The 22,249-nt window shown below is 72.6% G+C and carries 19 protein-coding genes; 11 read left to right on the forward strand and 8 right to left on the reverse strand.

All coding sequences use genetic code 11. The features are described from left to right. The 4 genes from KAF39_RS06220 to KAF39_RS06235 are packed head-to-tail and all read left to right on the forward strand — an operon-like array spanning nt 1 to nt 4,829. Nucleotides 1-765, forward strand: coding sequence for a LamB/YcsF family protein (locus tag KAF39_RS06220; protein ID WP_210676447.1), 765 nt, complete (start codon nt 1-3; stop codon nt 763-765). A 1-nt stretch (nt 766) separates the two neighbouring features. Next, nucleotides 767-1,567, forward strand: a complete 801-nt coding sequence (locus tag KAF39_RS06225) for a putative hydro-lyase (RefSeq protein WP_210676448.1) — start codon at nt 767-769, stop codon at nt 1,565-1,567. Continuing rightward, complete coding sequence (locus tag KAF39_RS06230) at nt 1,567-3,117, forward strand: urea amidolyase family protein (RefSeq protein ID WP_210676449.1); 1,551 nt, start codon at nt 1,567-1,569, stop codon at nt 3,115-3,117. The genes KAF39_RS06225 and KAF39_RS06230 overlap by 1 nt, the downstream gene beginning before the upstream one ends. After that, nucleotides 3,114-4,829 (forward strand): biotin carboxylase N-terminal domain-containing protein, encoded by a 1,716-nt coding sequence (locus KAF39_RS06235; RefSeq protein ID WP_210676450.1) that lies wholly within the window; start codon nt 3,114-3,116, stop codon nt 4,827-4,829. Before KAF39_RS06230 ends, KAF39_RS06235 begins: the two co-directional genes overlap by 4 nt. 261 nt (nt 4,830-5,090) lie before the next feature. On the opposite strand, the gene KAF39_RS06240 is transcribed toward KAF39_RS06235, so the two are convergent. Both KAF39_RS06240 and KAF39_RS06245 read right to left on the reverse strand, forming a co-directional pair. After that, on the reverse strand, nt 5,091-6,446 hold the full coding sequence (locus tag KAF39_RS06240; protein ID WP_210676451.1) for a uracil-xanthine permease family protein: 1,356 nt from the start codon (nt 6,444-6,446) through the stop codon (nt 5,091-5,093). 97 nt (nt 6,447-6,543) lie between these two features. Further along, on the reverse strand, nt 6,544-7,419 hold the full coding sequence (locus KAF39_RS06245; protein ID WP_307805101.1) for a phosphoribosylaminoimidazolesuccinocarboxamide synthase: 876 nt from the start codon (nt 7,417-7,419) through the stop codon (nt 6,544-6,546). Between the two features lie 82 nt (nt 7,420-7,501). On the opposite strand from KAF39_RS06245, the gene KAF39_RS06250 reads away from it, so the two are divergent. The 4 genes from KAF39_RS06250 (at nt 7,502) to KAF39_RS06265 (ending at nt 12,021) form a co-directional block, all read left to right on the forward strand. Then, entirely contained in the window at nt 7,502-8,134 is a 633-nt protein-coding gene (locus tag KAF39_RS06250) for a PadR family transcriptional regulator (RefSeq protein ID WP_307805102.1), read from the forward strand. Further along, nucleotides 8,131-9,663 carry an MFS transporter gene (locus tag KAF39_RS06255; RefSeq protein WP_210676454.1) on the forward strand — a complete coding sequence of 511 codons (1,533 nt, stop codon included), beginning with the start codon at nt 8,131-8,133 and terminating at the stop codon, nt 9,661-9,663. Before KAF39_RS06250 ends, KAF39_RS06255 begins: the two co-directional genes overlap by 4 nt. 148 nt (nt 9,664-9,811) lie before the next feature. Next, nucleotides 9,812-11,296 (forward strand): amino acid ABC transporter substrate-binding protein/permease, encoded by a 1,485-nt coding sequence (locus KAF39_RS06260; protein WP_210676455.1) that lies wholly within the window; start codon nt 9,812-9,814, stop codon nt 11,294-11,296. After that, complete coding sequence (locus KAF39_RS06265; protein ID WP_210676456.1) at nt 11,293-12,021, forward strand: amino acid ABC transporter ATP-binding protein; 729 nt, start codon at nt 11,293-11,295, stop codon at nt 12,019-12,021. Before KAF39_RS06260 ends, KAF39_RS06265 begins: the two co-directional genes overlap by 4 nt. A 69-nt stretch (nt 12,022-12,090) precedes the next feature. Here the strand turns inward: KAF39_RS06265 and purD are convergent, their stop codons facing one another. Further along, the gene (gene purD, locus KAF39_RS06270; protein ID WP_210676457.1) at nt 12,091-13,368 is read right to left on the reverse strand and encodes a phosphoribosylamine--glycine ligase; all 1,278 of its coding nucleotides are present in this window, start codon (nt 13,366-13,368) and stop codon (nt 12,091-12,093) included. Between the two features lie 146 nt (nt 13,369-13,514). Beyond that, the gene (locus KAF39_RS06275; RefSeq protein WP_210676458.1) at nt 13,515-14,189 is read right to left on the reverse strand and encodes a CoA pyrophosphatase; all 675 of its coding nucleotides are present in this window, start codon (nt 14,187-14,189) and stop codon (nt 13,515-13,517) included. A gap of 48 nt (nt 14,190-14,237) precedes the next feature. Here KAF39_RS06275 and KAF39_RS06280 point away from each other — a divergent pair, with 48 nt between their 5' ends. After that, nucleotides 14,238-14,606, forward strand: a complete 369-nt coding sequence (locus KAF39_RS06280) for a sterol carrier family protein (protein WP_210676459.1) — start codon at nt 14,238-14,240, stop codon at nt 14,604-14,606. On the opposite strand, the gene KAF39_RS06285 is transcribed toward KAF39_RS06280, so the two are convergent. The 3 genes from KAF39_RS06285 to KAF39_RS06295 are packed head-to-tail and all read right to left on the reverse strand — an operon-like array spanning nt 14,603 to nt 17,549. Beyond that, the gene (locus KAF39_RS06285) at nt 14,603-15,376 is read right to left on the reverse strand and encodes a heme ABC transporter ATP-binding protein (RefSeq protein WP_210676460.1); all 774 of its coding nucleotides are present in this window, start codon (nt 15,374-15,376) and stop codon (nt 14,603-14,605) included. The genes KAF39_RS06280 and KAF39_RS06285 overlap by 4 nt on opposite strands. Next, nucleotides 15,373-16,446, reverse strand: coding sequence for an iron ABC transporter permease (locus KAF39_RS06290; RefSeq protein WP_210676461.1), 1,074 nt, complete (start codon nt 16,444-16,446; stop codon nt 15,373-15,375). Before KAF39_RS06290 ends, KAF39_RS06285 begins: the two co-directional genes overlap by 4 nt. Further along, nucleotides 16,443-17,549 (reverse strand): hemin ABC transporter substrate-binding protein, encoded by a 1,107-nt coding sequence (locus KAF39_RS06295; protein WP_210676462.1) that lies wholly within the window; start codon nt 17,547-17,549, stop codon nt 16,443-16,445. The genes KAF39_RS06290 and KAF39_RS06295 overlap by 4 nt, the downstream gene beginning before the upstream one ends. 163 nt (nt 17,550-17,712) lie before the next feature. Between KAF39_RS06295 and KAF39_RS16240 the strand changes: the two genes are divergently transcribed. Together KAF39_RS16240 and KAF39_RS06305 are read left to right on the forward strand one after the other, a co-directional pair. After that, the gene (locus KAF39_RS16240) at nt 17,713-21,114 is read left to right on the forward strand and encodes an HtaA domain-containing protein (protein ID WP_210676463.1); all 3,402 of its coding nucleotides are present in this window, start codon (nt 17,713-17,715) and stop codon (nt 21,112-21,114) included. 96 nt (nt 21,115-21,210) lie between these two features. After that, entirely contained in the window at nt 21,211-21,543 is a 333-nt protein-coding gene (locus tag KAF39_RS06305; RefSeq protein ID WP_210676464.1) for a potassium transporter Trk, read from the forward strand. On the opposite strand, the gene KAF39_RS06310 is transcribed toward KAF39_RS06305, so the two are convergent. Next, a complete protein-coding gene (locus KAF39_RS06310) occupies nt 21,540-22,145 on the reverse strand; it encodes a zinc-binding alcohol dehydrogenase (RefSeq protein WP_210676465.1) in 606 nt (201 codons plus the stop codon). The two genes, KAF39_RS06305 and KAF39_RS06310, sit on opposite strands and share 4 nt — an antisense overlap. Between the last annotated feature and the right edge of the window lie 104 nt (nt 22,146-22,249).

Below are 22,249 nucleotides of genomic sequence, written 5' to 3' on the forward strand. Positions count from 1 at the left end.
ATGGCGACCATCGATCTGAACTCGGACCTCGGCGAGAACGTCGTCGACCGGATCGTCAGCGACGACGCGAGCATGCTCGACATCGTCACGAGCGCGAACGTGTCGTGCGGGTTCCACGCCGGGAGCCCGGAGGGCATCCGCGAGACCCTCGCCGCGGCGGTCGCGGGCGGGGTCGTGATCGGCGCCCACCCCGGCTACCGCGACTACGAGAACTTCGGGCGCACGAAGGTCGACATCGACGCGGCCACCCTGCAGGCGCACGTGGAGTACCAGCTCGGTGCCATCATCGGGCTCACCGCGGCCGTGGACGGCCGGGTCGCGTACGTGAAGCCGCATGGCGCGCTCTACAACACCATCGCCCGCGACGAGCGGCAGTCGAAGGCGGTCGTCGCCGCGATCCGTGCGATCGACCCGTCGCTCGTCCTGCTCGGCCTCGCCGGCGGCGTCGTGCTCGACGTCGCGGAACGGGCCGGACTCGCGGTCGCGGCGGAGGCCTTCGCCGATCGCGCCTACCAGCCCGACGGGCAGCTCGTCTCCCGTACCGAGGAGGGCGCGGTGCTGCACGACCCGACCGCGGTGGCCGAGCGGATGGTGCGTCTGGCCGCCGACGGCGTGATCCGGGCGATCGACGGCACCGACGTGGCCGTGTCCGCGCAGTCGATCTGCGTGCACGGCGACAGCCCGGGATCGGTCGCGATGGCCGCCGAGACGAAGCGCCTGCTGCAGGCGGAGGGCATCACCATCGCCCCGTTCGCCGGAGCCTGACATGGCCGTGCTCGCGACCCCCGCCCAGCTCGCCGACGCGCGCGCCGCCCGTGCCGCCCACCGGGCGGGGCACGCCGCCCCCACCAGCGGCGTCGCCCCGGGGCTGACGCAGGCGAACCTCATCGCGGTGCCCGCCGACTGGGCCTTCGAGACCCTTCTCTACGCGCAGCGCAATCCGAAACCCTGCCCCGTCCTCGAGGTGATCGAGGAGGGTGCGGTGGAGTCCCGCCTCGCGCCGGGCAGCGACATCAGGACCGACATCGGCCGCTACCGCATCTGGCGGGACGGCGAGCTCGTCGAAGAGGTCTCCGACGCGACGGCGGCGTGGGACGAGCACCCCGACCTGGTCGCCTTCCTCATCGGCTGCAGCTTCACGTTCGAGACCGGGCTGGCGGAGGCCGGGATCCCGATCCGTCACCAGGAGCTCGGGCGCAACGTCCCCATGTACCGCACGGCGGTGGACTGCACCCCGGCGGGACGGTTGCGCGGCGAGATGGTGGTCTCGATGCGGCCGATCCCGGCGGATCGCGTCGCCGATGCGGTGCAGATCTCCGGACGCACCCCGGCCGTGCACGGCGCGCCCGTGCACATCGGCGACCCGGCCTCCCTCGGCATCGCCGACGTGATGGTGCCCGACTTCGGTGACGCCCCGGAGATCCGCCCCGGCGAGATTCCGGTCTTCTGGGCCTGCGGCGTCACCCCGCAGGCGGCGATCATGGCCTCGAAGCCGCCGTTCGCGGTCACCCACGCCCCGGGCTACATGTTCGTCACCGATGTGCCGGATGCGGAGTACCGGGTCTGATGCGCATCCTCACCGCCTCCGACAGCGCGCTCCTCGTCGAGGCCGACGACCTCGCGCAGGCCATGCGGCTGAACCTCGCCTGGAGCGACGTGCCCGACGTGGTCGAGCGCATCCCGGGTGCTCGCACCGTGCTCGTGCGCTTCGATCCGCACCGCACGTCGGCAGCCGCGCTCGCCGAGGTGCTGGCCGCGACCGAGGTCGACGCGGCGGCGCTGCCGGACGCGGGTGAGGTGACGGTCCCCGTCCGGTACGACGGGGAGGACCTGGACGAGGCCGCCGCTCTGCTCGGCGTCTCGGCGGAGGAGCTGGTGGCCCGTCACCTCGCCGCCGAGTGGCGGGTCGCCTTCTCGGGCTTCGCCCCCGGCTTCGGATACGCGGTCAGCGGTGACCCGCTCTTCGACGTCCCCCGCCGGTCGTCGCCCCGCACCCGGGTGCCGGCCGGTTCGGTCGCGCTCGCGGGGGCGTTCAGCGGCGTCTACCCGCGGGAGAGCCCGGGCGGCTGGCAGCTCATCGGCCGCACGGACCTGCAGATGTGGGACATCGATCGCGACCCGCCCGCCCTGCTCGCGCCGGGCCGCCGCGTGCGCTTCGTGCGTGCGGAGCGGGAGTCGGTCGCCGGCGTGCCCGCGGTCGCCGCCGCGCCGCGCACGACGCGTCCGGAGGGCGTCGCGGCGGTCGAGATCGTGCGGCCGTCGCTGCAGCTCCTCGTGCAGGACGCCGGCCGCCCGGGCTTCGCCGCGCTGGGCGTCTCCGCGTCGGGCGTCGCCGACCGCGTGGCGATGCGCGATGCGAACCGCGCCGTCGGCAACCCGCCCGCCGCGGCCGTGCTCGAGAGCGTCGGGGGAGCCGTGCTGCGCTTCCACGGGGCCGGGGTCGCCGCGGTCACCGGAGCCGTCGGCCCGCTCACGCTCACCGACGCGGATGGCGTCGACCGGACGATCCTTCCCGGTGCACCGTTCGCGACCGTCGACGGCGACGAGCTCACGCTGGGGCACCCGGAGCGCGGGCTCCGTTCCGTGATCGCGGTCCGCGGCGGGCTCGTCCCGGACGCGGCGCTCGACAGCCGCGCCACCGACACGCTCGCCGGACTCGGCCCCGCGCCGCTCGCCGCGGGCGACCTCGTCCTCATCGGCGACGCCGCCGTGTCCGCCGTCGCGCCGGACCCCGTGCCGCGACCCCTCCCGGCGGCCGGGGAGCTCGTCACGCTGGAGATCACCCTCGGTCCCCGTGACGACTGGTTCACCGCCGCGGGGGTCGAGGCGCTCACCGGGCAGGAGTGGACCGTCACGCCCCGCTCCGACCGCGTCGGCATCCGCCTGCACGGCGACGTGCCCCTGGAACGCGCGATCGGCGGGGAGCTGCCGAGCGAAGGAGCGGTGACCGGGGCGATCCAGGTGCCGCCCGACGGGCAGCCCGTGCTGTTCCTCCCGGACCACCCGCTCACCGGCGGCTACCCCATCATCGGCGCCCTCACCGATCACAGCCTCGACCTCGCCGCCCAGCTCCCGCCGGGCGTGCGAGTGCGCTTCACCGTCAAGGAGACCTCATGACCACAGTGCTGATCGCCAACCGCGGCGAGATCGCGGTCCGCGTGATCCGCGCGTGCGCGGAGGCCGGGTACACGTCGGTCGCCGTGTACGCCGACCAGGACGCCGACGCGTTGCACGTGCGCCTCGCCGACGAGGCGGTCGGCCTCGGTGGCGACACCGCGGCGACGACGTATCTGTCGGTCGAGGCGCTGATCGACGCGGCCCGCCGCAGCGGCGCCGACGCCGTGCACCCTGGCTACGGCTTCCTCTCCGAGAGCGCCGCGTTCGCCCGTGCCGTCGAGGACGCCGGACTCGTCTGGATCGGCCCCTCACCGGAGAGCATCGACGCACTGGGCGACAAGATGACCGCGCGCCGCATCGCGCAGAAGGTCGGCGCGCCGCTCGCCGCCGGCACGGATCAGCCGCTGTCCGGCCCACAGGAGGCGGTGGCGTTCGCCGAGGAGCACGGACTGCCCATCGCGATCAAGGCCGCGTTCGGCGGCGGAGGCCGCGGACTCAAGGTCGTCCGCGAGCTCGCCGAGGTCGCCGACGCCTTCGACGCGGCCACCCGCGAGGCGACCGCCGCGTTCGGCCGCGGGGAGTGCTTCGTGGAGAGGTTCCTGGAGAGCCCGCGGCACATCGAGGTGCAGGTGCTCGGCGACGGGCGCGGCGGCGTGGTCGTCGTGGGCGACCGTGACTGCTCGATGCAGCGGCGCAACCAGAAGCTCATCGAGGAGGCGCCCGCGCCCGGCCTCGCGGAGGCGCAGCGGACCGCGTTCCATGACGCGGCACGCGCGATCTGCGCCGAGGTGCAGTACCGCGGTGCCGGAACGGTCGAGTTCCTCCTCGCCGCGGACGGCACGATCTCGTTCCTCGAGGTGAACACCCGCCTGCAGGTCGAGCACCCCGTGACCGAGGAGGTCACCGGCACCGACCTCGTCCGCGAGCAGTTCCGCATCGCGTTCGGCGACGGGCCGTCCTTCACCGAGACCCCCGCGCCGACCGGGCATGCGTTCGAGTTCCGCATCAATGCGGAGGACCCCGGGCGCGGATTCCTGCCCAGCCCCGGACGGGTCGATGTCCTCCGCATCCCCGGCGGACCCGGCGTGCGGTGGGACAGCGGCATCGAGGCCGGAGACACCGTGCAGCCCGCGTTCGACTCGATGATCGCGAAGCTCATCGTGCACGCGGACAGCAGGGACGCGGCTCTCGTGCGGGCGCGGCGGGCGCTGCGCGAGCTCGCGGTCGAGGGTCCGGCGACGGTGATCCCGTTCGACCTCCGCGCCATCGACGATCCCGCCTTCGCGACCGCCACCTTCGCCGTGCACACCCAGTGGATCGAGACGGTGCTGCTCCCGGCTCTGGAGACGCAGCCCCGCCCCGCGGTCGCGCCGGCCGCCGGACTGCAGCGGTTCCCGGTGGAGATCGACGGCCGCCGCGTGATGCTCGGCCTGCCGGCGGAGCTGCTGGCCGGCATCGGCCGCTCGACGGGAGACGTCGCGGCACCCGTGCCCTCAGCGGACCCCTCCGAGCTCCGTGTTCCCGCGCCGGGCACGCTCGTGCGGTGGCTCGTGGACGACGGCGCCACGGTGGCCGAGGGAGACCCGGTGGCCGTCCTCGACGCGATGAAGATGGAGACCACGGTCACCGCGCACCGCGCCGGCACCCTCACCCCGCGCGCCGACACCGGCACCATCCTCTCCGCCGACGCCCTCCTCGCCACGATCGCCTGACCCCCCTCCCCTCCCGTCCCCCGTCCCGTCCCCTCCGCGTGCGGAGTGCAAAAACGCCCCTCCCACACCCCTCCCACACCCCTTTCCGATCCCGCACCCGCTGCCCCGAGCAGCGTCCCCCGCGTGCGAGTGCGAAAACGCCCCCTCCTCGTGTGAGGAAGGGGCGTTTTCCGTTCGGGCTCCACCCCACCAACCGGTGCGAGTGCGAAAACGGGCCTTCGAGGGATGCGGGCGGGGCGAAACCCGTCCCGCATGTGGGCGTTACGCGGGGTCGCCGCCGAGGGGGCCGACCGGCTCGAGAGGCTTCGGGTCGTCGGCGCCGGTCTTGCGCGCCCGGGCGATGAGGTTGCCCAGGTGGTAGATCAGCAGCGCCGCGACCGTGCCGAGCACGATCCCGCCGAACGCGAAGTCGCCGAGCTGCATCGAGAAGCCGGCGATGCCGATCACGAGCGAGACGGCGGCGGTGTACTGGTTGACCGGACGCGAGAAGTCGACCCGGCTGTCGACCCAGATCTTGATGCCGATGATGCCGATGAGGCCGTAGAGCGCCGTCGTCGCCCCGCCGAGCACGCCCGCGGGGATCGAGTTGAACACCTCGCCGACCTTGGGGGAGAACGCGAGGAGGATCGCGAACAGACCGGCGACCCAGTAGACGGCGGTGGAGTAGACGCGCGTCGCAGCCATGACGCCGATGTTCTCGCCGTAGGTCGTGGTGCCCGAGCCGCCGAAGCCGCCGGCGATGGTCGTGGCGACACCGTCGGCGATGAGGGCGCGGCCGGTGTGGCGGTTGATCGCAGGGTCTTCCGTCATGGTCGCGACACCGCGCACGTGGCCGACGTTCTCCGCGATGAGCACGAGCACGACGGGCAGGAACATCGCGATGGTCGACCAGGTGCCGGGCTCGACGAAGTCCGGGAACTGGAAGTGCGGGAGACCGATCCAAGGCGCGTCCGCGATGAGCTCGGCCGGGGTCTTGTCGCCGCGGAGCGGGTTGGGCACCTCGAACGAGCCGTTGAACGCCGCCCAGAGGAAGCCGACGGCGACACCGAGGAAGATCGAGATGCGGCCGAGGAAGCCCCGGAAGAGCACGGCGAAGAGGATGATCGCGACGAGCGTGATCGTGGCCGTCACCGGGTCGAGCGCGAAGTTGCTCCACGCGGTGGGCGCGAGGTTGAACCCGATGAGCGCGACGATCGCACCGGCCACGACCGGGGGCATCAGCGCATCGACCCAGCGCAGGCCGACGAACTGCACGACGAGGCCGACGACCGCGAGGAGCACGCCCACCGCGACCACGCCCGCGAGGGCCGAGCCGGTGCCGCCCGCCGCGACGGCCGCGGTGATGGGAGCGATGAACGCGAACGAGGAGCCGAGGTAGCTGGGCAGCTGGTTCTTCGTGATGAGGAGGAAGAGCAGCGTGCCGATGCCGCTGAAGAGCAGGGTCGTCGACACCGGGAAGCCGGTGAGCGTCGGCACGAGGAACGTGGCGCCGAACATGGCGACGACGTGCTGCGCGCCGATCGCGATGGTCGCGGGCCACGACAGGCGTTCCTCGGGGGTGACGACGGCGCCGGGCTCGACGGTGCGGCCGTTTCCGTGCAGCTTCCACAAAGCCATGCGGGCTCCTCAGGGTTCGGGATCGGGGGCGGAGTGCTGGAGCAACACTACCGATTCCTGAGTTTTCCCTGTGCGCCCGGCGGCGGGGAGCGCGGCGTCAGGCGCCGAGGCGATCGATGAGCTCGCGGTAGCGGGCGGCCGTCCGCGCCACGACCTCCTCGGGCAGCACGGGGGGCTCGCCCTGCTTGTCCCAGTTCGCCGCGAGCCAGTCGCGCACGATCTGCTTGTCGAAGCTCGCCATCCGCTCCGCCGGGGTCGACCCCGTGCGCCACGCCTCCGCGTCCCAGTACCGGGAGGAGTCGCTCGTGAGGACCTCGTCGGCGAGGCGGAGGGTGCCGTCGGCGTCGGTCCCGAACTCGAACTTCGTGTCGGCGAGGATGAGGCCCTTCTCCTCGGCGATGGCCGCGGCACGACGGTAGATCGCGAGCGAGGCGTCGCGGAGCTCGGCCGCCCGGTCCGCCCCGACGAGCTCGACGACGCGGTCGAACGTGATGTTCTCGTCGTGTTCGCCCATCGGCGCCTTGTAGGCCGGGGTGAACAGCGGCTCGGGCAGCCGGTCGCCGTTCTGCAAGCCTGCCGGCAGGGCGATGCCGCATACGGTGCCGTGCTCCTGGTACTCGGCCCAGCCGGAGCCGGTGATGTACCCGCGGACCACGCACTCGATCGGCAGCATCTCGAGCGACTGGGCGAGCATGGCGCGGTCGGCCACCTCCTCCGGCAGGCCGCCGTCCGTGAGGTGGTTCGGCACGTCGAGCTGGGCGAACCACCAGCGGCTGAGGCGGGTCAGCAGGGCGCCCTTGTCGGTGATGCCGGGGGAGAGCACGACGTCGAACGCGCTGACGCGGTCGGACGCGACGACGAGGATGCGGGTATCTCCCGGGTCTTCGGACGCGTAGAGGTCGCGGACCTTCCCGGAGTAGAGGTGTCGCCACCCGGGGATGGCCTGCGCGTTTCCTGCGGACGGTGTGCTCACCCGCCCATTATCCCGGTCGCGCGTGCGGGGAGGTGCAGGTGTATAGTCCATGTGGACTATTTGCGCAGGACAGGGGAGAGGCGTGGGGAAGAGCAGGGATGTGGTGGCGGCGCTCACGCCGCTCGGGGTGATGGTGCTCGCGCTGCTCCGCGAGAGCGACATGCACCCGTACGAGATGGTGCGGTTGCTCCGCGCACGCCACGACGACCGGCTCATCACCGTCACCAACGGCACGCTTTACCACACGGTCGCCCGGCTGCAGCGGGCCGGGCTGCTCGACGAGGTCGGCACGGATCGCGACGGCAACCGCCCCGAGCGCACGACGTACACCCTCACCGACGCCGGTCGCGAGGCGGTGATCGCCTGGGTGCGTCGTGCCCTCCCCCGCATCGACCGTGAGACCGACGCCCGCGTCGCCCTCGCCGAGTCGCACAACCTCGACCGCGCCGACGCCGTCGCGCTGCTGCAGGAGCGCCGGGTCGCCCTCGTCGCCTCGCACCAGCGCCACCACGACGGCCTCGCCGCCGCCCGCGCCAAGGGCGCCCCGCCACAGGTGCTCGTCGAGCTCGAACGCCAGGAGGCGCTGCTCGACGCCGAGCTCCGCTGGCTCGACTCTCTCCTCACCCGCCTCGACGGCGACGAGCTCCGCTGGGGTCCCGACGCCTTCGACGACACCGACCGCTACCGCGCTCAGCGAAAGGCTGCACAGCAATGACCGATTCCCGCCAGACCTCGGGGCCCGAGACGGGGCCCTTCGCCGCCGGTCACGCGCCGAAGAGCCCGTGGCCCGCGCTCTGGGCGCTCGTCATCGGGTTCTTCATGATCCTCGTCGACACCACGATCGTCTCCGTCGCCAACCCGGCGATCAAGACCGCGCTCGACCCCGACACCAACAACCTCGACAACGTGGTGTGGGTCACCAGCGCCTACCTGCTCGCCTACGCCGTCCCGCTGCTCATCACCGGGCGACTCGGCGACCGCTTCGGCCCGAAGAACATCTACCTCATCGGCCTCGCCGTCTTCACCCTCGCCTCGCTCTGGTGCGGACTCTCCACCACGCTCGAGGGCCTGATCGCGGCCCGCGCCGTGCAGGGTCTCGGCGCCGCGTTCATGACGCCGCAGACCATGGCCGTCATCACCCGGACCTTCCCGCCGAACCGCCGCGGTGCGGCGATGGGCCTCTGGGGCGCCACGGCCGGCGTCGCCACCCTCGTCGGCCCCCTCGCGGGCGGTCTGCTCGTCGACGGCTTCGGCTGGGAGTCGATCTTCTTCGTCAACCTCCCCGTCGGCGTGGTCGCCTTCGTACTCGCCTGGATCCTCGTGCCAAAGCTGAAGACGCACCCGCACCGGTTCGACCTCGTCGGCGTCGTCCTCAGCGCGCTCGCGCTGTTCCTCATCGTCTTCGGGCTCCAGGAGGGCGAGAAGTACGACTGGGGGACCATCGTGGGCCCGATCTCGGTCTGGGGCCTCATCATCGCCGGCGTCGTGGTGCTGGCGCTCTTCATCGTGCAGCAGGCGCGCACCCGCAGTGAGCCTCTCGTGCCGCTCGCCCTCTTCCGCGACCGCAACTTCTCCGGCGCGAACGTCGCGATCGCTGCGGTCGGCTTCACGGTCACGAGCATGTCGCTGCCGATGATGTTCTTCCTGCAGACCGCGCGCGGACTCACCCCCACCGAGGCGGCGATGCTGCTCATCCCGATGGCCGTGCTGTCGGGCGTGCTCGCCCCGGTCGCCGGGAAGATCCTCAACCGCGTCGACCCGCGCATCATCCTCGTCCCCGGCCTGATCTGCGTCGCGGGTGCCCTGGTCTGGTACTCCGCCCTGACCACGATGGACACCCCGATCCTGATGTTCCTGCTGCCGTCCGCGCTGATGGGCATCGGCAACGCGGGCATGTGGGGGCCGCTGGCGACCACGGCCACGCGCAAGCTGCCGCCGCGACAGGCCGGTGCCGGTGCGGGCATCTACAACACCACCCGCACCATCGGCTCGGTCATCGGCTCTGCCTCGATCGCCGCGTTCATGCAGTCGCGGCTGGAGGCGAACCTGCCCGGTCTGGCCGACGCTCCGGCCGGCACGGGCAGCGGCGCGCTGCCCCCGCAGGTCGCGGAGGGCTTCGCCGCCGGCATGTCCCAGGCGCTGCTGCTGCCCGCCGGTGTGATCCTCGTCGCGCTGGTCGCCTCGCTGTTCCTCCGCGGCCAGGATCGGAAGGACGAGACCGTCGTCACGGCCCCTCCGGCCTGACCGCGGCGACCCCGACACGCCGCTGTCCGCGCGGGTTCCGGCGGGGCGTCCTGCCCCGCCGGGATTCCGGTGCGCAGGACACGCAGGGTTAGGGTGGATGGTCGGCGGCCGCCGGGCCGCCCTTCCGAACCCCCGAGGAGCACTCGACGTGAGCCGCCATCCATCCTCTGCGCGGAGCCGTCTGCGCCACCTCGGTCGCACCGCCGGCGCGACCGCGCTCGCCGCCCTCGTCGCCGTCGGGGCGCTGCTCGCCGGAGCCGCGCCCGCCACCGCGGCCGACGACGGCCAGACCTACGTCATCGGCACCGACACCACCTTCGCCCCGTTCGAGTTCACGAACGAGTCCGGCGACCTGGTGGGCATCGACATGGACCTCCTGCGGGCGATCGCGGAGGACCAGGGCTTCGACGTCGAGATCCGCCAGCTCGGCTTCGACGCCGCCGTGCAGGCGCTCCAGTCGAACCAGGTCGACGCCGTCATGGCCGGCATGTCGATCACCGAGGAGCGTCAGCAGACCTTCGACTTCAGCGACCCGTACTTCACCAGCGGCGTGCAGCTCGGGGTGCTCGAGTCCAGCGACATCCAGTCCCTCGACGACCTGGACGGCAAGACCGTCGCGGTCAAGACCGGTACGCAGGGGCAGACCTTCGCCGAGGAGAACGCCGACGAGTACGGCTTCCGCATCACCCCCTATCAGGACACGACCGACATGGTCGATGCGGTCAAGGCGGGTCAGGCCGTCGGCTACTTCGAGGACTTCCCCGTCCTCGCCTACGGCATCCAGCAGGGGTCGGGCTTCCGCCTCGTCGGCGAGCCCGCGCTCGGCGGCGAGTACGGCTTCGCGGTCAACAAGGGCGAGAACGCCGAGCTCCTGGAGATGTTCAACGCCGGGCTCGCCAACCTGCAGGAATCCGGCGAGTACGACGAGATCGTCGACACGTACCTCGCCACGGGCGAGGGTGAGCAGGAGGCGCAGCCCACCGACATCATCTCGGTCGCGGTCAAGTACTGGCCGGCCCTCATGCAGGGGCTCTGGCTCACGATCCTCGCGACGATCGTCGCGGTGATCGCGGCCTTCATCCTCGGCATCATCTTCGGCTTCGGGCGCCTGTCGAAGTTCGCGCCGTTCCGCTGGATCGCCACCGCCTACGTCTACGTCTTCCGTGGGACCCCGATCCTCATCCAGGCGTTCTTCGTGTTCTTCGCCATCCCGCAGCTGATCCCCGACCTGAAGTTCGACCCGTTCGTGGCCGGCGCCATCACCCTGTCGCTCAACACCGGTGCGTACATGACGGAGATCATCCGCGGCGGCATCCAGGCGGTCGACCCCGGTCAGGCGGAGGCCTCGCGTTCGCTGGGTCTCAGCCACTGGAAGACGATGCGCAAGGTCGTGCTGCCGCAGGCGTTCCGGATCATGATCCCGTCGTTCGTGAACCAGGGCATCATCACGCTGAAGGACACCTCGCTCATCAGCGTCATCGGTCTCGCCGAGCTGACGTTCGTCTCGCGCCAGATCATCGCCTCGACGTATCTGTCGGCGCAGGTGCTGACGATCGTCGCCATCATCTACTTCGTCGTGATCACGCTGCTGACGCTGCTCGCGAACCGCCTGGAGAGGAAGGCCAACGCATGAGCAAGATCGAGGTCAGGGACCTGCACAAGTCCTTCGGTGACAACGAGGTGCTCAAGGGCATCGATCTCACGGTGGAGGACGGCGAGGTCATCGCGGTCATCGGGCCCTCCGGCTCGGGCAAGTCGACGCTCCTGCGCTGCCTGAACAAGCTCGAGGAGCCCACGTCGGGGCACGTCGTCATCGACGGCGTCGACCTCACCGACAAGAGCGTGAAGCTGGACGAGGTGCGTCAGCGCATCGGCATGGTGTTCCAGCACTTCAACCTGTTCCCGCACATGACGGTGCTGGAGAACATCACGCTGGCTCCCGTCGAGCTCGGCCGCATGACGAAGGCCGAGGCCCGCGACCGCGCCCTGTCGCTGCTCGAGCGCGTCGGCCTCTCGGAGAAGGCGGACGCGAAGCCCGCCTCGCTCTCCGGCGGGCAGAAGCAGCGCGTGGCCATCGCGCGCGCCCTCGCGATGGACCCGGAGATCATGCTGTTCGACGAGGCCACCAGCGCCCTCGACCCGGAGATGGTGGGCGAGGTGCTGCAGGTCATCCGCGACCTCGCCGAGGGCGGCATGACCATGGTGCTCGTGACGCACGAGATGGGCTTCGCCCGCGAGGTGTCCGACCGCACGGTCTTCATGGACGGCGGCGTCGTGGTCGAGGAGGGCACGCCCGCCGACCTGTTCGGCGCCCCGAAGAACGAGCGCCTCCAGGACTTCCTCTCCAAGGTCCTCTGACCCCGTTCGAGGAGCGCAAATGGCTGCATTCCCGGTCGGGATGCAGCCATTTGCGCTCCGTGAAGCCGGTCAGTCGGCGACGCGGGCGGCGATGTCGGTGCGGTGGTGGGAGCCGTCGAGGCGGATGCGGCCGATGGCCTCGTACGCGCGGGCGCGTGCGGTCCGGAAGTCCGGGGCCACGGCCACGACGTTCAGCACCCGGCCGCCCGTCGCGATGAGCGAGCCGCCCGGCGCATCCGGGCTGGCGGTCGCGGCGTGCACCAGGCGCACCCCTTCGACGGCGGCGGCATCGGCCAGGCCCTCGATCGGACGCCCGGTCTGCGGCGCCTCCGGATACCCCTCGCTCGCCAGGACCACGGTGATCGCGACCTCATCGCGGAACACCGGCTCCGGCTGATCCTCGAGGGTGCCGGAGGCGGCGGCGAAGAGCAGCTGCGACAGCGGGGTCTCCAGCCGCGGCAGCACGACCTGGGTCTCCGGGTCGCCGAAGCGCGCGTTGAACTCGATCACGCGCACGCCCTGCGGGGTGAGGATGAGGCCGGCGTAGAGGAGCCCGATGAACGGGGTGCCCTCGGCGTCGAGCTGCCGGACGACCGGGAGGGCGACATCGCGGGTGACCTCCTCGACGAACGCCTGCTCGCTGCCGAACTGCTCGGCGAGCCAGGGCAGCGGCGAGTACGCCCCCATGCCTCCGGTGTTCGGACCGGCATCGCCGTCGAGGGCACGCTTGAAGTCCTGTGCCGGGCTGAGCGCGCGCACGGTGTCGCCGTCGCTGAGGAAGAAGAGGGAGACCTCGGGGCCGGAGAGGAACTCCTCGACCAGGACCGGGCCTGCCGGGAGGTACTGTTCCGCGTGAGCGAGGGCCTCTGCGCGGTCGGAGGTGACGATGACGCCCTTGCCGGCGGCGAGCCCGTCGGCCTTCACGACGTGCGGGGCGCCGAGCTCGTCGAACGCGGCCTCGACCTCGGCGACCGTGGCGGCGCGGACGGCGCGTCCCGTCGGCACACCGGCGGCGTCCATGACCCGCTTGGCGAAGGCCTTGGAGCCCTCGAGCTGGGCTGCGGCCCTACCCGGACCGAAGACGGGGATGCCGCGGCCGCGGAGCTCGTCCGCGACACCGGCGACGAGCGGGGCCTCCGGGCCGATGACGACGAGGTCGACGGCGTGCTCGTTCGCGAAGGCCGTGACCGCGGCCCCGTCGAGCGGATCGAGCGCGACCGGGGTGGCGTCCTGCGCGATGCCCGCGTTGCCGGGGGCGACGAGGATCTCGTGCGCGGGGGACTCGGCGCGCAGCGCCAGGATGATCGCGTGCTCACGGGCACCGGAACCGAGGACGAGGATCTTCACGCGTCCAGCCTATCGAGGCGTGTGCGCCGGGTTTCGGCTGGTCCGGCGTTCACAACTCAGGACGATCGGGCCGCCGGCGGCGATTCGACGGCAAATCCGACAGATCGGCCGCGGTTCTCCGGAGTTGTGAACCGAGGGCGGCGGGGTCAGAGCGTGATCGGGCGCTGGTCCGCCACGTCCCAGGGCACGGTCCAGCCGGTGGCGTCGAACAGGGCGTCGAGCACCATGGCGGTGAAGCCCCACACGATCGTCCCGTCGACGTCGAACGCGGGGCCGCGGAACGTGCGGCCGGCGCGCGTCAGGGTGGAGGTGAAGCGGGTCGCCGGATCGAGGAGCTGCGCGACGGGGACGCGGAAGACCTCGACGGTCTCCGCATGGTCGACGGCGACGACACGGGACGGCGACTGCCACCAGGCGAGGACGGGCGTGACGAGGTGGTTGCTGGCCGCGAGGGGGATGACCGGGAGGGTGGCGAGCACCTCGACGCCGGCGGGGTCGAGGCCGGTCTCCTCCTCCGCCTCACGGAGCGCGGTGGCGACCGCGTCGGCATCAGCGGCCTCCGTGCGCCCACCGGGGAAGGAGACCTGTCCCGGATGCGAGGAGAGGGTCGGGGCGCGGCGCTGCAGCAGGACGTCGAGGTCGCGCGCGACGGCGGCGTCGACGATCGGGGCGGGGATGCGGTCGAGGACGCCGAAGAGGATGAGCACGGCGGCGTCGTGCGCGCTGCCGGGATCGGCGAGCGGCGGGATCGGCACCGTCCACGAGTGGTCGGCCGCGGCGGCGAGCAGCTCGGCGCGGGCCCCCTGCGGATGCATGCTCATGCTTTCGAGCTTATGACCACGGCCCGGCGCCGGACCTAGGGTGGGGGGATGGCCAAGAAGATCGACATCGTCGACGGGCGGGCGGCGCTCGCCGCCGTGCGGGACGCTGAGGACGCGGGCGCGAGGCCGGAGCGGACGGCGCTCGCCACGGCGGTGCGGTACCTCCTGCAGCTGCTCGACGAGAAGGCCCCGGGAAACAGCGTGGAGGTGCGGGTCCCGCCGTTCGGTGCGGTGCAGGTGATCCAGGGTCCGCGGCACACGCGGGGTACCCCGCCGAACGTCGTGGAGATGGACGCCGCCACCTGGATCGCGGTCGCCACGGGGACGGAGGCCTGGGCGGATGCCGCGTCGGCGGGGCGCATCCACGCTTCCGGCACGCGCGCCGACCTCACCGGGGTGCTCCCGCTGCGGCCCTAGCGGCGGGCGACGACGAGCGGCACTCCGGTGACGGGGTGCGGGAAGACGTCGACGGGCTGCCCGTAGACCTCCTCGATCCGTGCGGCCGTCAGGACGGCGTCCGGTGCCCCGGTGGCGGTGACGCGACCGCCGGCGAGCAGGGTGACGCGGTCGGCGTGCGCGAGTGCGGCGTTGAGGTCGTGCAGCACGATGGCGACGGCCACCCCGGTCTCCGCCTGGGCGCGGATGACGCGCATGACGTCCTCATGGTGCTTCAGATCCAGTGCCGCGGTCGGCTCGTCGAGGAGGAGGATCCCCGTGTCCTGCGCGAGGACCCGGGCGAGGGCGACTCGGGCGCGCTCGCCGCCGGAGAGCGAGGGGACAGAGCGGTCGTGGAGGTCCGCGACCTCGGTGGTCGCCATCGCCGCCGCGACCCTGCGATCGTCGTCATCGGCCGCGGGGGTCCTGGCCCACGGCGTGCGTCCCATCCGCACCACCTGCGCGGCCGTGAAGGGGAACGTGACCCGGTTCTCCTGCAGCAGCACGGCGCGTTGCTGGGCGAGCGTGCGGGGACGGACTCCCGCGACCGGACGGCCGTCGAGGAGGACGGTGCCGGACGCCGGAGCGATGTCCCCCGCGAGCACGCCGAACAGCGTGGACTTGCCCGCGCCGTTCGGCCCGACGAGGGCGTGCACCTCGCCCGCGTGGATGTCGATGGCCGCGTCGTCGAGGATCGCGCGTCCGTCGCCGACGCGCACCGTGAGCCCGCGGGCCTGCAGCCGGGGGATCACGCCCACCCTCCGGCCCGCCGCCGCGTGCGCACGAGCAGCCAGAGGAAGAACGGGCCGCCGACGAGCGAGGTGATCATGCCGATGGGGAGGTCTGCGAGCGGCACGGCCGTGCGGGCCACGAGGTCGGCGACCGCGATCAGGAGCGCCCCGCCGAGGGCCGAGGCGATCACGAGCGGCAGGTGGGCCGGACCGATCAGCATGCGCAGCAGGTGCGGCACGACGAGCCCCGCGAACCCGATGATGCCCGCGAAGGCCACGGCGGCGCAGACGAGCAGCGCCACCGTCACGATCACCACCACCCGCAGCAGTTCGACGCGCACGCCGAGGTGACGGGCGGTGCGCTCGCCGAGGGCGAAGAGGTCGAGTCGGGGGGCGACGAGGAGGGCCACGATGAGGCCGATCGCCACCAGCGGTGCGACGAGGCGGATGTTCGACCACAGGGCGCCGTTCAGGGACCCGAGCTGCCAGAAGACGATCTGCTCCCGGGTCGAGGTGGTGCCGAGGAAGGTGAGGAACGCCATGCCCGCGCCGGCGATGGCGTTGATCGCGATGCCGGTGAGCAGCAGGGTGACCACCTCGGTGCGACCGCCGGAGCGGCTGAGCAGGTAGACGGAGAACACGGCGACGAGCCCGCCGAGGAAGGCGAAGGCGGGCGTCGTCCACAGGCCGAAGGTGGCCAGCCCGAACGTGATGCTGGCCGCGGCGCCGAGTGCCGCGCCGGAGGAGACGCCGACGACGCCCGCGTCGGCGAGCGGGTTGCCGAAGATCGCCTGCATGAGCACGCCGGACACCGCGAGCGCGGCGCCGACGAGGAGCCCGAGGACGAGGCGGGGGAGGCGGAGGTTGTGGATGACGCCGTAGTCGGTCGCGGTGGCCGGCGCCCCGCCCGTGTCGATGCCGATGCCGCGCAGGAGGACGTCGAGGAGGGCGGCCGGCGACAGGTCGTACTGCCCGCTCGTGATCGACGCGACGCAGGTCACGGCCAGACCGACGACGAGGGCGACGAGGACGGCGGTGAAGCGGAGCCCGCGGTGCCGGGTGGGTGTGGGGGTGACGACCTCGCCGCTCACGACGAGGAGCCCGGGGCGTACAGGGCGCGGGCGAGGGCGCTGATGACGTCGGCCGATCGGGGGCCGAAGCTGAGGATCTCGGCGTCGGCCATGTCGATCACCCGGCGGTGCGCGCCCGCGGGGGTCTCGGCGATGGCGGGGACGCGCTCGATGAGGCCGTCGACCCCGCCCACCGATTCCAGGCCGTCCGTCATCATCACGAGCACGTCGGGCTGGGCGGCGACGAGGGCCTCCGCGGTCATCGGCTTCATGCCCTGCCAGCCGATCTCCGCGGCCACATCGACCCCGCCGACCGCGTCGATGAGGGAATCGGCGCCGGAGTCCTCGCCGAAGATGTAGTAGACGTTGGCGCTGCCCCGCACGTACAGGAAGAGCATCCGGGCGCGATCCTCCACCGCGGGCGGGGTGACGGCGGCGATCTCGGTGACCGCCGCGTCGAGGTCCGCGTCGAGTCGGGCGATGAGCTCCGTGCCGCGCGTGGGGACGCCGAGCGCGGTCGCGATCTCGGTGACCAGCGCAGCGGTGGTGTCGATGCGCCGGTCGCCCGAGATGACGACGACGGCGATTCCGGCGTCGCGCAGCTGCTGGCGGACCTCCTTGGGGCCGATGGTGGTGTCGGTGAGGATGACGGTGGGGGCGAGTTCGAGGATCGCCTCCGGGTTGAGCGTGTGGCCGCTGCGGGTGACGACGGTGAGCTCCTCCGTGCCGGGGAACTGCGTGGACGCGTCCCGCCCGACGACCTGGTCGCCCAGGCCGAGCGCGAACACGGTGGCGGCGATGGTGCCGGAGATGTCGATCGGGAGGATGCGGTCGACGGCGGTGATCTCCACCGTGCGCCCCTCGCTGTCGGTGACGGTCACCGGGAGGGCGGGTGCGGTGTCGTCCTCGACGGGGACGACGGCGTGGCTCGCCAGGCAGGCCGTCGAGGGGCCGGTCGCGGCGCGGACGTCGTCGACGAGGTCCAGGGAGGCGAGCGGGGTCGCGGCCTGCGGGCAGGCGTCGTCGACGGCGGCGGGAGTCGCGGGGCCGGCGTCGGAGCCTCCGCAGGCGGTGAGGCCGAGGGCCAGAACGGCAGCGAGGAGCAGGGCAGGGGTGCGTCGCATTAGGCAAGGCTATCCTAAAACTTGACGCCCTCGGTGGCGCCCCTCTACGCTCGGGACCGGCGGCTTGCTTAGCTAAGCCTAACCAAAATTCCATCCTCGCCCGACTGCCGTGCGGCACCGCCGGAGCGCACGCTCGATCGCGCCCCGGGGGCCGCGGAGAACCGTGAACGCCACAGCACACACCCCCACTGCGAGCACACGCCTACGCGTCCTGCTCGCCGCCCTCGTCTCCTTCGTCCTCGTCGCCGCCGGTGCGATGACCGCCCCGCCGGCGCGCGCTGCCGGAGCGTCCGTCACCGCGACCGTGTCCGCCGCCGCCCCCACCGGCCTCACCGTCTCGGTGCAGGCCACCGGACTGCCGGACGTGACCGGGGTCTATGCCGCGCTCATCGTCACCGGGACCGAGAGCGGCGTCTCGGCGGGCGGCGGCTACGCCGCCTTCGCGCTCCCGTTCCCCACGGTGCAGCAGGGCGCGACGACCTTCACGCTCACGGCTCCGGTCGCCGCGCTCGATCGGACGCAGAGCTACGAGGTGGTCGTGTGGCAGCAGCACTCCGCACCGACCGCGGCCACGATCTACGGCCGCGGCGACGTCGCGGTGACGCCGGCCCAGTGGGACACGGTCTTCGGCACGACGTCCACGGAGCCGGAGCCTGGCGAGACCGAGCCCGGCGAGACCGAGCCCGGCGAGACGCAGCCTGGCGAGACTGAGCCTGGCGAGACCGAGCCCGGCGAGACCCAGCCTGGCGAGACCGAGCCCGGGGAGACCCAGCCCGGGGAGACCACGCCGGCGCCGGCCGCGATCGAGGTGTTCCTCGCCGATGGCACCACCCCGGCCTCCGGCACGCGTCTCCAGGCGGGCGACCGGATCATCGTGAAGGGCACCGGATACGAGCCGACCGCGAACGTGGGCGGCCGGGGCGTTCCCATCCCGGCCCACCTCCCGCAGGGCACGTACGTGGTGTTCGGCAACTTCGCCGAGACCTGGCAGCCGTCCCAGGGGGCGCCGTCCTCGAGCCGTTCCGTCGGCGCGCAGGCCTGGGCGCTCGCGGAGGACGTGCTCGCGCAGGTGCCCACGCAGTACCAGGGCGCGATCCGTGCGCAGTGGGGGGACATCTCCGCCGAGGGCTCGTTCGAGGTCGCGCTGACACTGAAGGACACCCCCGCGACCCCCGGCACCTACGGCGTGTACACGTACGCGGCCGGTGGCGTCGCCAACCCGGAGCAGGAGCGCCGCGTCGCCCTCGACTACCGCATCCCCTCGGCGCTGACCACGACCGTGAAGGCCGCCACCGCCGAGGACGGTCTCACCGTCACCGCGACCGCGTCGAAGCTCGGTGCCGTCAGCGGCGCCTACGTGGCGCTGATCGAGAAGGGCACCGAGGCCGACGTCACCGCCGGGGGCGGGTTCCTCGCGATGCAGTACGTGCGGAACATCACCGGCGGCGGCTTCGCCGTCGACCTCACCGCGGAGGCGAGCGCGCTGGACCGCTCGAAGACCTACGAGGTCATCGTGTGGCAGCAGCACACGATGCCGAACGCGAGCACGATCCACGCGCGGTCCACCGTCGCGATCACCGACGCCGAGTGGAACGCCCTCCTGCCGTCGCCCGGGCCGACGGTCACGACCGCCGTCGTGGGCGCCACCGCGCAGGACGGCCTGACGGTGAAGGCCACCGCCGCCGAGCTCGGCGCCGTCGCGGGGGCGTACGTCGCCCTCATCGAGACGGGAACCGAGGCGGACGTGACGGCCGGCGGGGGCTTCCTCGCCATGCAGTACGTGCGGAACATCGGCTCCGGGGCGTTCACGGTCGACCTGACGGCCGCGGCGAAGGACCTCGACCGCGCGAAGACCTACGAGGTTATCGTGTGGCAGCAGCACACGATGCCGAACGCCGACACCATCCACGCGCGGGCGGCCGTCGCGATCAGCGACGCCCAGTGGCGCGCGCTGCGCGGCGAGAAGCCGACCGAGCCGAAGCCTCCGGTGACGCCGACTCCGACCGCGCCCGCCGCGACCGTGCCGGGCGGATCCCTGCGCTGGGCGATCTCCTCGTCGTTCACGAACTACATCACCGGGCCGATCGCCCAGGGGGCGATCTCCGTCTCCGGCGGGGCCACGCGTTCCGGCAGCCAGTTCCAGTTCGGGCAGACGGTGGGCGGCGACTACGACGCGAAGAGCGGACGAGGCAGCGTCGTGTATCGCGGAGCGGTGCGCTTCACGGGGCACCACGGAGTGCTCGACGTCACGGTCGCCGACCCGGTGATCCGGATCACGTCCGCGTCGTCCGCGACACTGCTCGTGACGAGCGGGGGGACTCAGGTGCCGTTCGCGACGCTCGACCTGTCGCGGGCCGTCCGCACCGCCGCCAACGGGGCCGTGACCTACACTGCCGCGCCGGCCGCCCTCACGGACACCGGACGCGACCGCGTGCTCTCCGGCTACGGCACCGCGCTGAACTCGGTCACCTTCACGATCGGCTCCGTCGCCGCGGCACCGTCCGGCGCGACGGGGACCGTCGCCGCGGCCATGGTCGCTCCGAAGCGGACGCTCCCGGCGACCCCTCCTGCGGCCACCGGCATCGAGGTCGACGCGGACAACCTCGCCGCGCTCACCGCCGGCGAGCCCGCCACGGTCTCGGCCTCCGGCTTCCGGCCGAACGAGGAGGGCATCCAGGTGGTCGTGTACTCCACGCCCGTGCTGCTCGACACCGTCGCGGCCGACGCCGCGGGGGTCGCGACGTGGTCCGGATCGCTGCCGGCGACCCTCGCGGACGGTGACCACACCCTCACCTTCCAGGGGTCCGTCGACCGCGGCCTCGCGTTCACGCTCGCCCGGCAGACGACGGCGATCGGCGCGTGCACGGTGGAGGGAGCGACGCTGCACTGGGGCTACAAGGAGTCCTTCCGCACCTACATCGAGGGCATCGCGAAGGGCGGCTGGACCCTGAGCGACGTCACCTACGAGTACCCCGCGTTCGTGTGGGCGAACGGCACAGGGTCGCTGGACGACACGGCGCGCACCGGCCTGGTCACGTACGGCGGCGCGCTCACCTTCACGGGCCACGACGGGGCGCTGAACACCACGCTCGCGAACGCCCGCGTCGAGCTCGCCGGCGACACCGGGTACCTCGTGTTCGATGTCACCGGCACCACCCAGGCCGGCGAGAGCATCGCCCAGCAGGGCGTGCGTCTGGCCGAGTTCACCCTCGCGGACGCCGCCGTCGTGGACGGTGCCCTCGTCCTCGACGCGCTGCCGACGACGCTGACCGCGGCGGGAGCCGCCGCCTTCGGCACCTACCAGGCGGGCGAGGAGCTCGACCCGGTCTCGGCGACGATCCCGGTCGGTGCGGCCTGCGGGACCCCCGCGGAGGAGCCCGAGGCGGAGGCGGACGCCGGAGCCGCGGTGACCGCGATCAGTGCGCCGGTGGTCGCCGACCAGGCCCCGGTGTGGCCCTGGATCGTCGGCGGCCTGGTCGTCGTGGCGCTCGCCGCGACCGGCGGCGTGCTCCTGGTCCGCCGCGCCCGGAGGGACGAGTCCGCCGAGACGACCACCGAGGTCTGACTCCGGCGGCGGCCGGACCGCCCTCCCCTCGTCTGCGGGGGAGGGCGGTCGCGCATCCGGGTGCACGGGGCCTGCGGACGGTGGGACAATGGAGGCATGCCCTCCTCTGACACCCACCAGACCGTCGAAGCGACCGTGCGCCGCGTGCCGCGGTACGGCGTGCTCATGGGCATCGGGGTGGTGCTGGGCATCATCGCCGCGGGCATCCTCACCATGGTGGGCAGCTTCGAGCAGTCCGACGCCCTCGACGTCGTCTACCCGCCGGGCCAGGTCTTCGGCTTCCTGCTCCTCTGGACGGTGCCGATCGGGCTCGCCCTGGGCGGGGTGGCGGGACTGGTGCTCGAGCGTCTGGCCCGCCGGCACGACCGCGTCGTGACCGTCGACCGGGAGACCGTGGTCGACGACGGCGACGACGCGGAACGCGGCTAGGCGAGCTCGGCGATCACCGGGCGGATCGCGGAGTCGAACGCCACCACGTCGCGACGGAGGCCGTCGGTCACCGCGACCGTGAGATCGCCGATCCACCAGATCCCGCGCTGCGACAACGGCAGCACCTGCACGTTCAGCTCGAAGGAGTGGGCGCGGCGGCCGATGTCCCGCTCGAACTCGGCGATCGCGCTGGCATACGCCCGATAGGCGTCCCCGCCGGTGTGGCTCTTCATCGCCCCCACATAGCGGTGGTGGGCGACCTCCGCGTACTGCAGGGCGGTGCCGGCGTGCGGGCGGATCGCCGCCGTGAGTGCCTCGGCGCCCGTGGCGGGGAGGGCGACCAGCGTGTCGAACCCGTCGACGAGCTCCAGCGGCACACCGGAGTGATGCGAGCGCGGTTCCACCGTCATGTCCCAGTAGTCGCGCCACTGCGCCTCCACGGCCGGCGACGCGTCCGCGGCGTCCGGTGCCCGCACCGGGAGGTCGCGCAGGGCCGGCAGATCCAGCGGTGCGCGGATGCCCAGCAGCTGTCGCAGCGCGAGCGCCACGAGCACCGCGATGCTCGCGTCTTCGCGGATGAGCCACTGCGGCTTGTCGGCCATGGCCCCCATCGTAGGCGGCCGCGGCAGCGGCGCGGGGGCCCGGCACGGTAATGCCCGCGGCGAGCCGCGTCAACCCTCACCGTGATCCCCCGACCCGGGAGTAG

The sequence above is a fragment of the Microbacterium sp. BLY genome (assembly GCF_017939615.1).
Taxonomy (GTDB): Bacteria; Actinomycetota; Actinomycetes; order Actinomycetales; family Microbacteriaceae; genus Microbacterium.

Bases quoted from the DNA above. Each gene is read 5' to 3' on its own strand.
- KAF39_RS06220 (WP_210676447.1), top strand. From the start codon at position 1: ATGGCGACCATCGATCTGAACTCGGACCTCGGCGAGAACGTCGTCGAC.
- KAF39_RS06225 (WP_210676448.1), top strand. From the start codon at position 767: ATGGCCGTGCTCGCGACCCCCGCCCAGCTCGCCGACGCGCGCGCCGCC.
- KAF39_RS06230 (WP_210676449.1), top strand. From the start codon at position 1,567: ATGCGCATCCTCACCGCCTCCGACAGCGCGCTCCTCGTCGAGGCCGAC.
- KAF39_RS06235 (WP_210676450.1), top strand. From the start codon at position 3,114: ATGACCACAGTGCTGATCGCCAACCGCGGCGAGATCGCGGTCCGCGTG.
- KAF39_RS06240 (WP_210676451.1), bottom strand. From the start codon at position 6,446: ATGGCTTTGTGGAAGCTGCACGGAAACGGCCGCACCGTCGAGCCCGGC.
- KAF39_RS06255 (WP_210676454.1), top strand. From the start codon at position 8,131: ATGACCGATTCCCGCCAGACCTCGGGGCCCGAGACGGGGCCCTTCGCC.
- KAF39_RS06265 (WP_210676456.1), top strand. From the start codon at position 11,293: ATGAGCAAGATCGAGGTCAGGGACCTGCACAAGTCCTTCGGTGACAAC.
- KAF39_RS06275 (WP_210676458.1), bottom strand. From the start codon at position 14,189: ATGAGCATGCATCCGCAGGGGGCCCGCGCCGAGCTGCTCGCCGCCGCG.
- KAF39_RS06280 (WP_210676459.1), top strand. From the start codon at position 14,238: ATGGCCAAGAAGATCGACATCGTCGACGGGCGGGCGGCGCTCGCCGCC.
- KAF39_RS06295 (WP_210676462.1), bottom strand. From the start codon at position 17,549: ATGCGACGCACCCCTGCCCTGCTCCTCGCTGCCGTTCTGGCCCTCGGC.
- KAF39_RS06305 (WP_210676464.1), top strand. From the start codon at position 21,211: ATGCCCTCCTCTGACACCCACCAGACCGTCGAAGCGACCGTGCGCCGC.
- KAF39_RS06310 (WP_210676465.1), bottom strand. From the start codon at position 22,145: ATGGCCGACAAGCCGCAGTGGCTCATCCGCGAAGACGCGAGCATCGCG.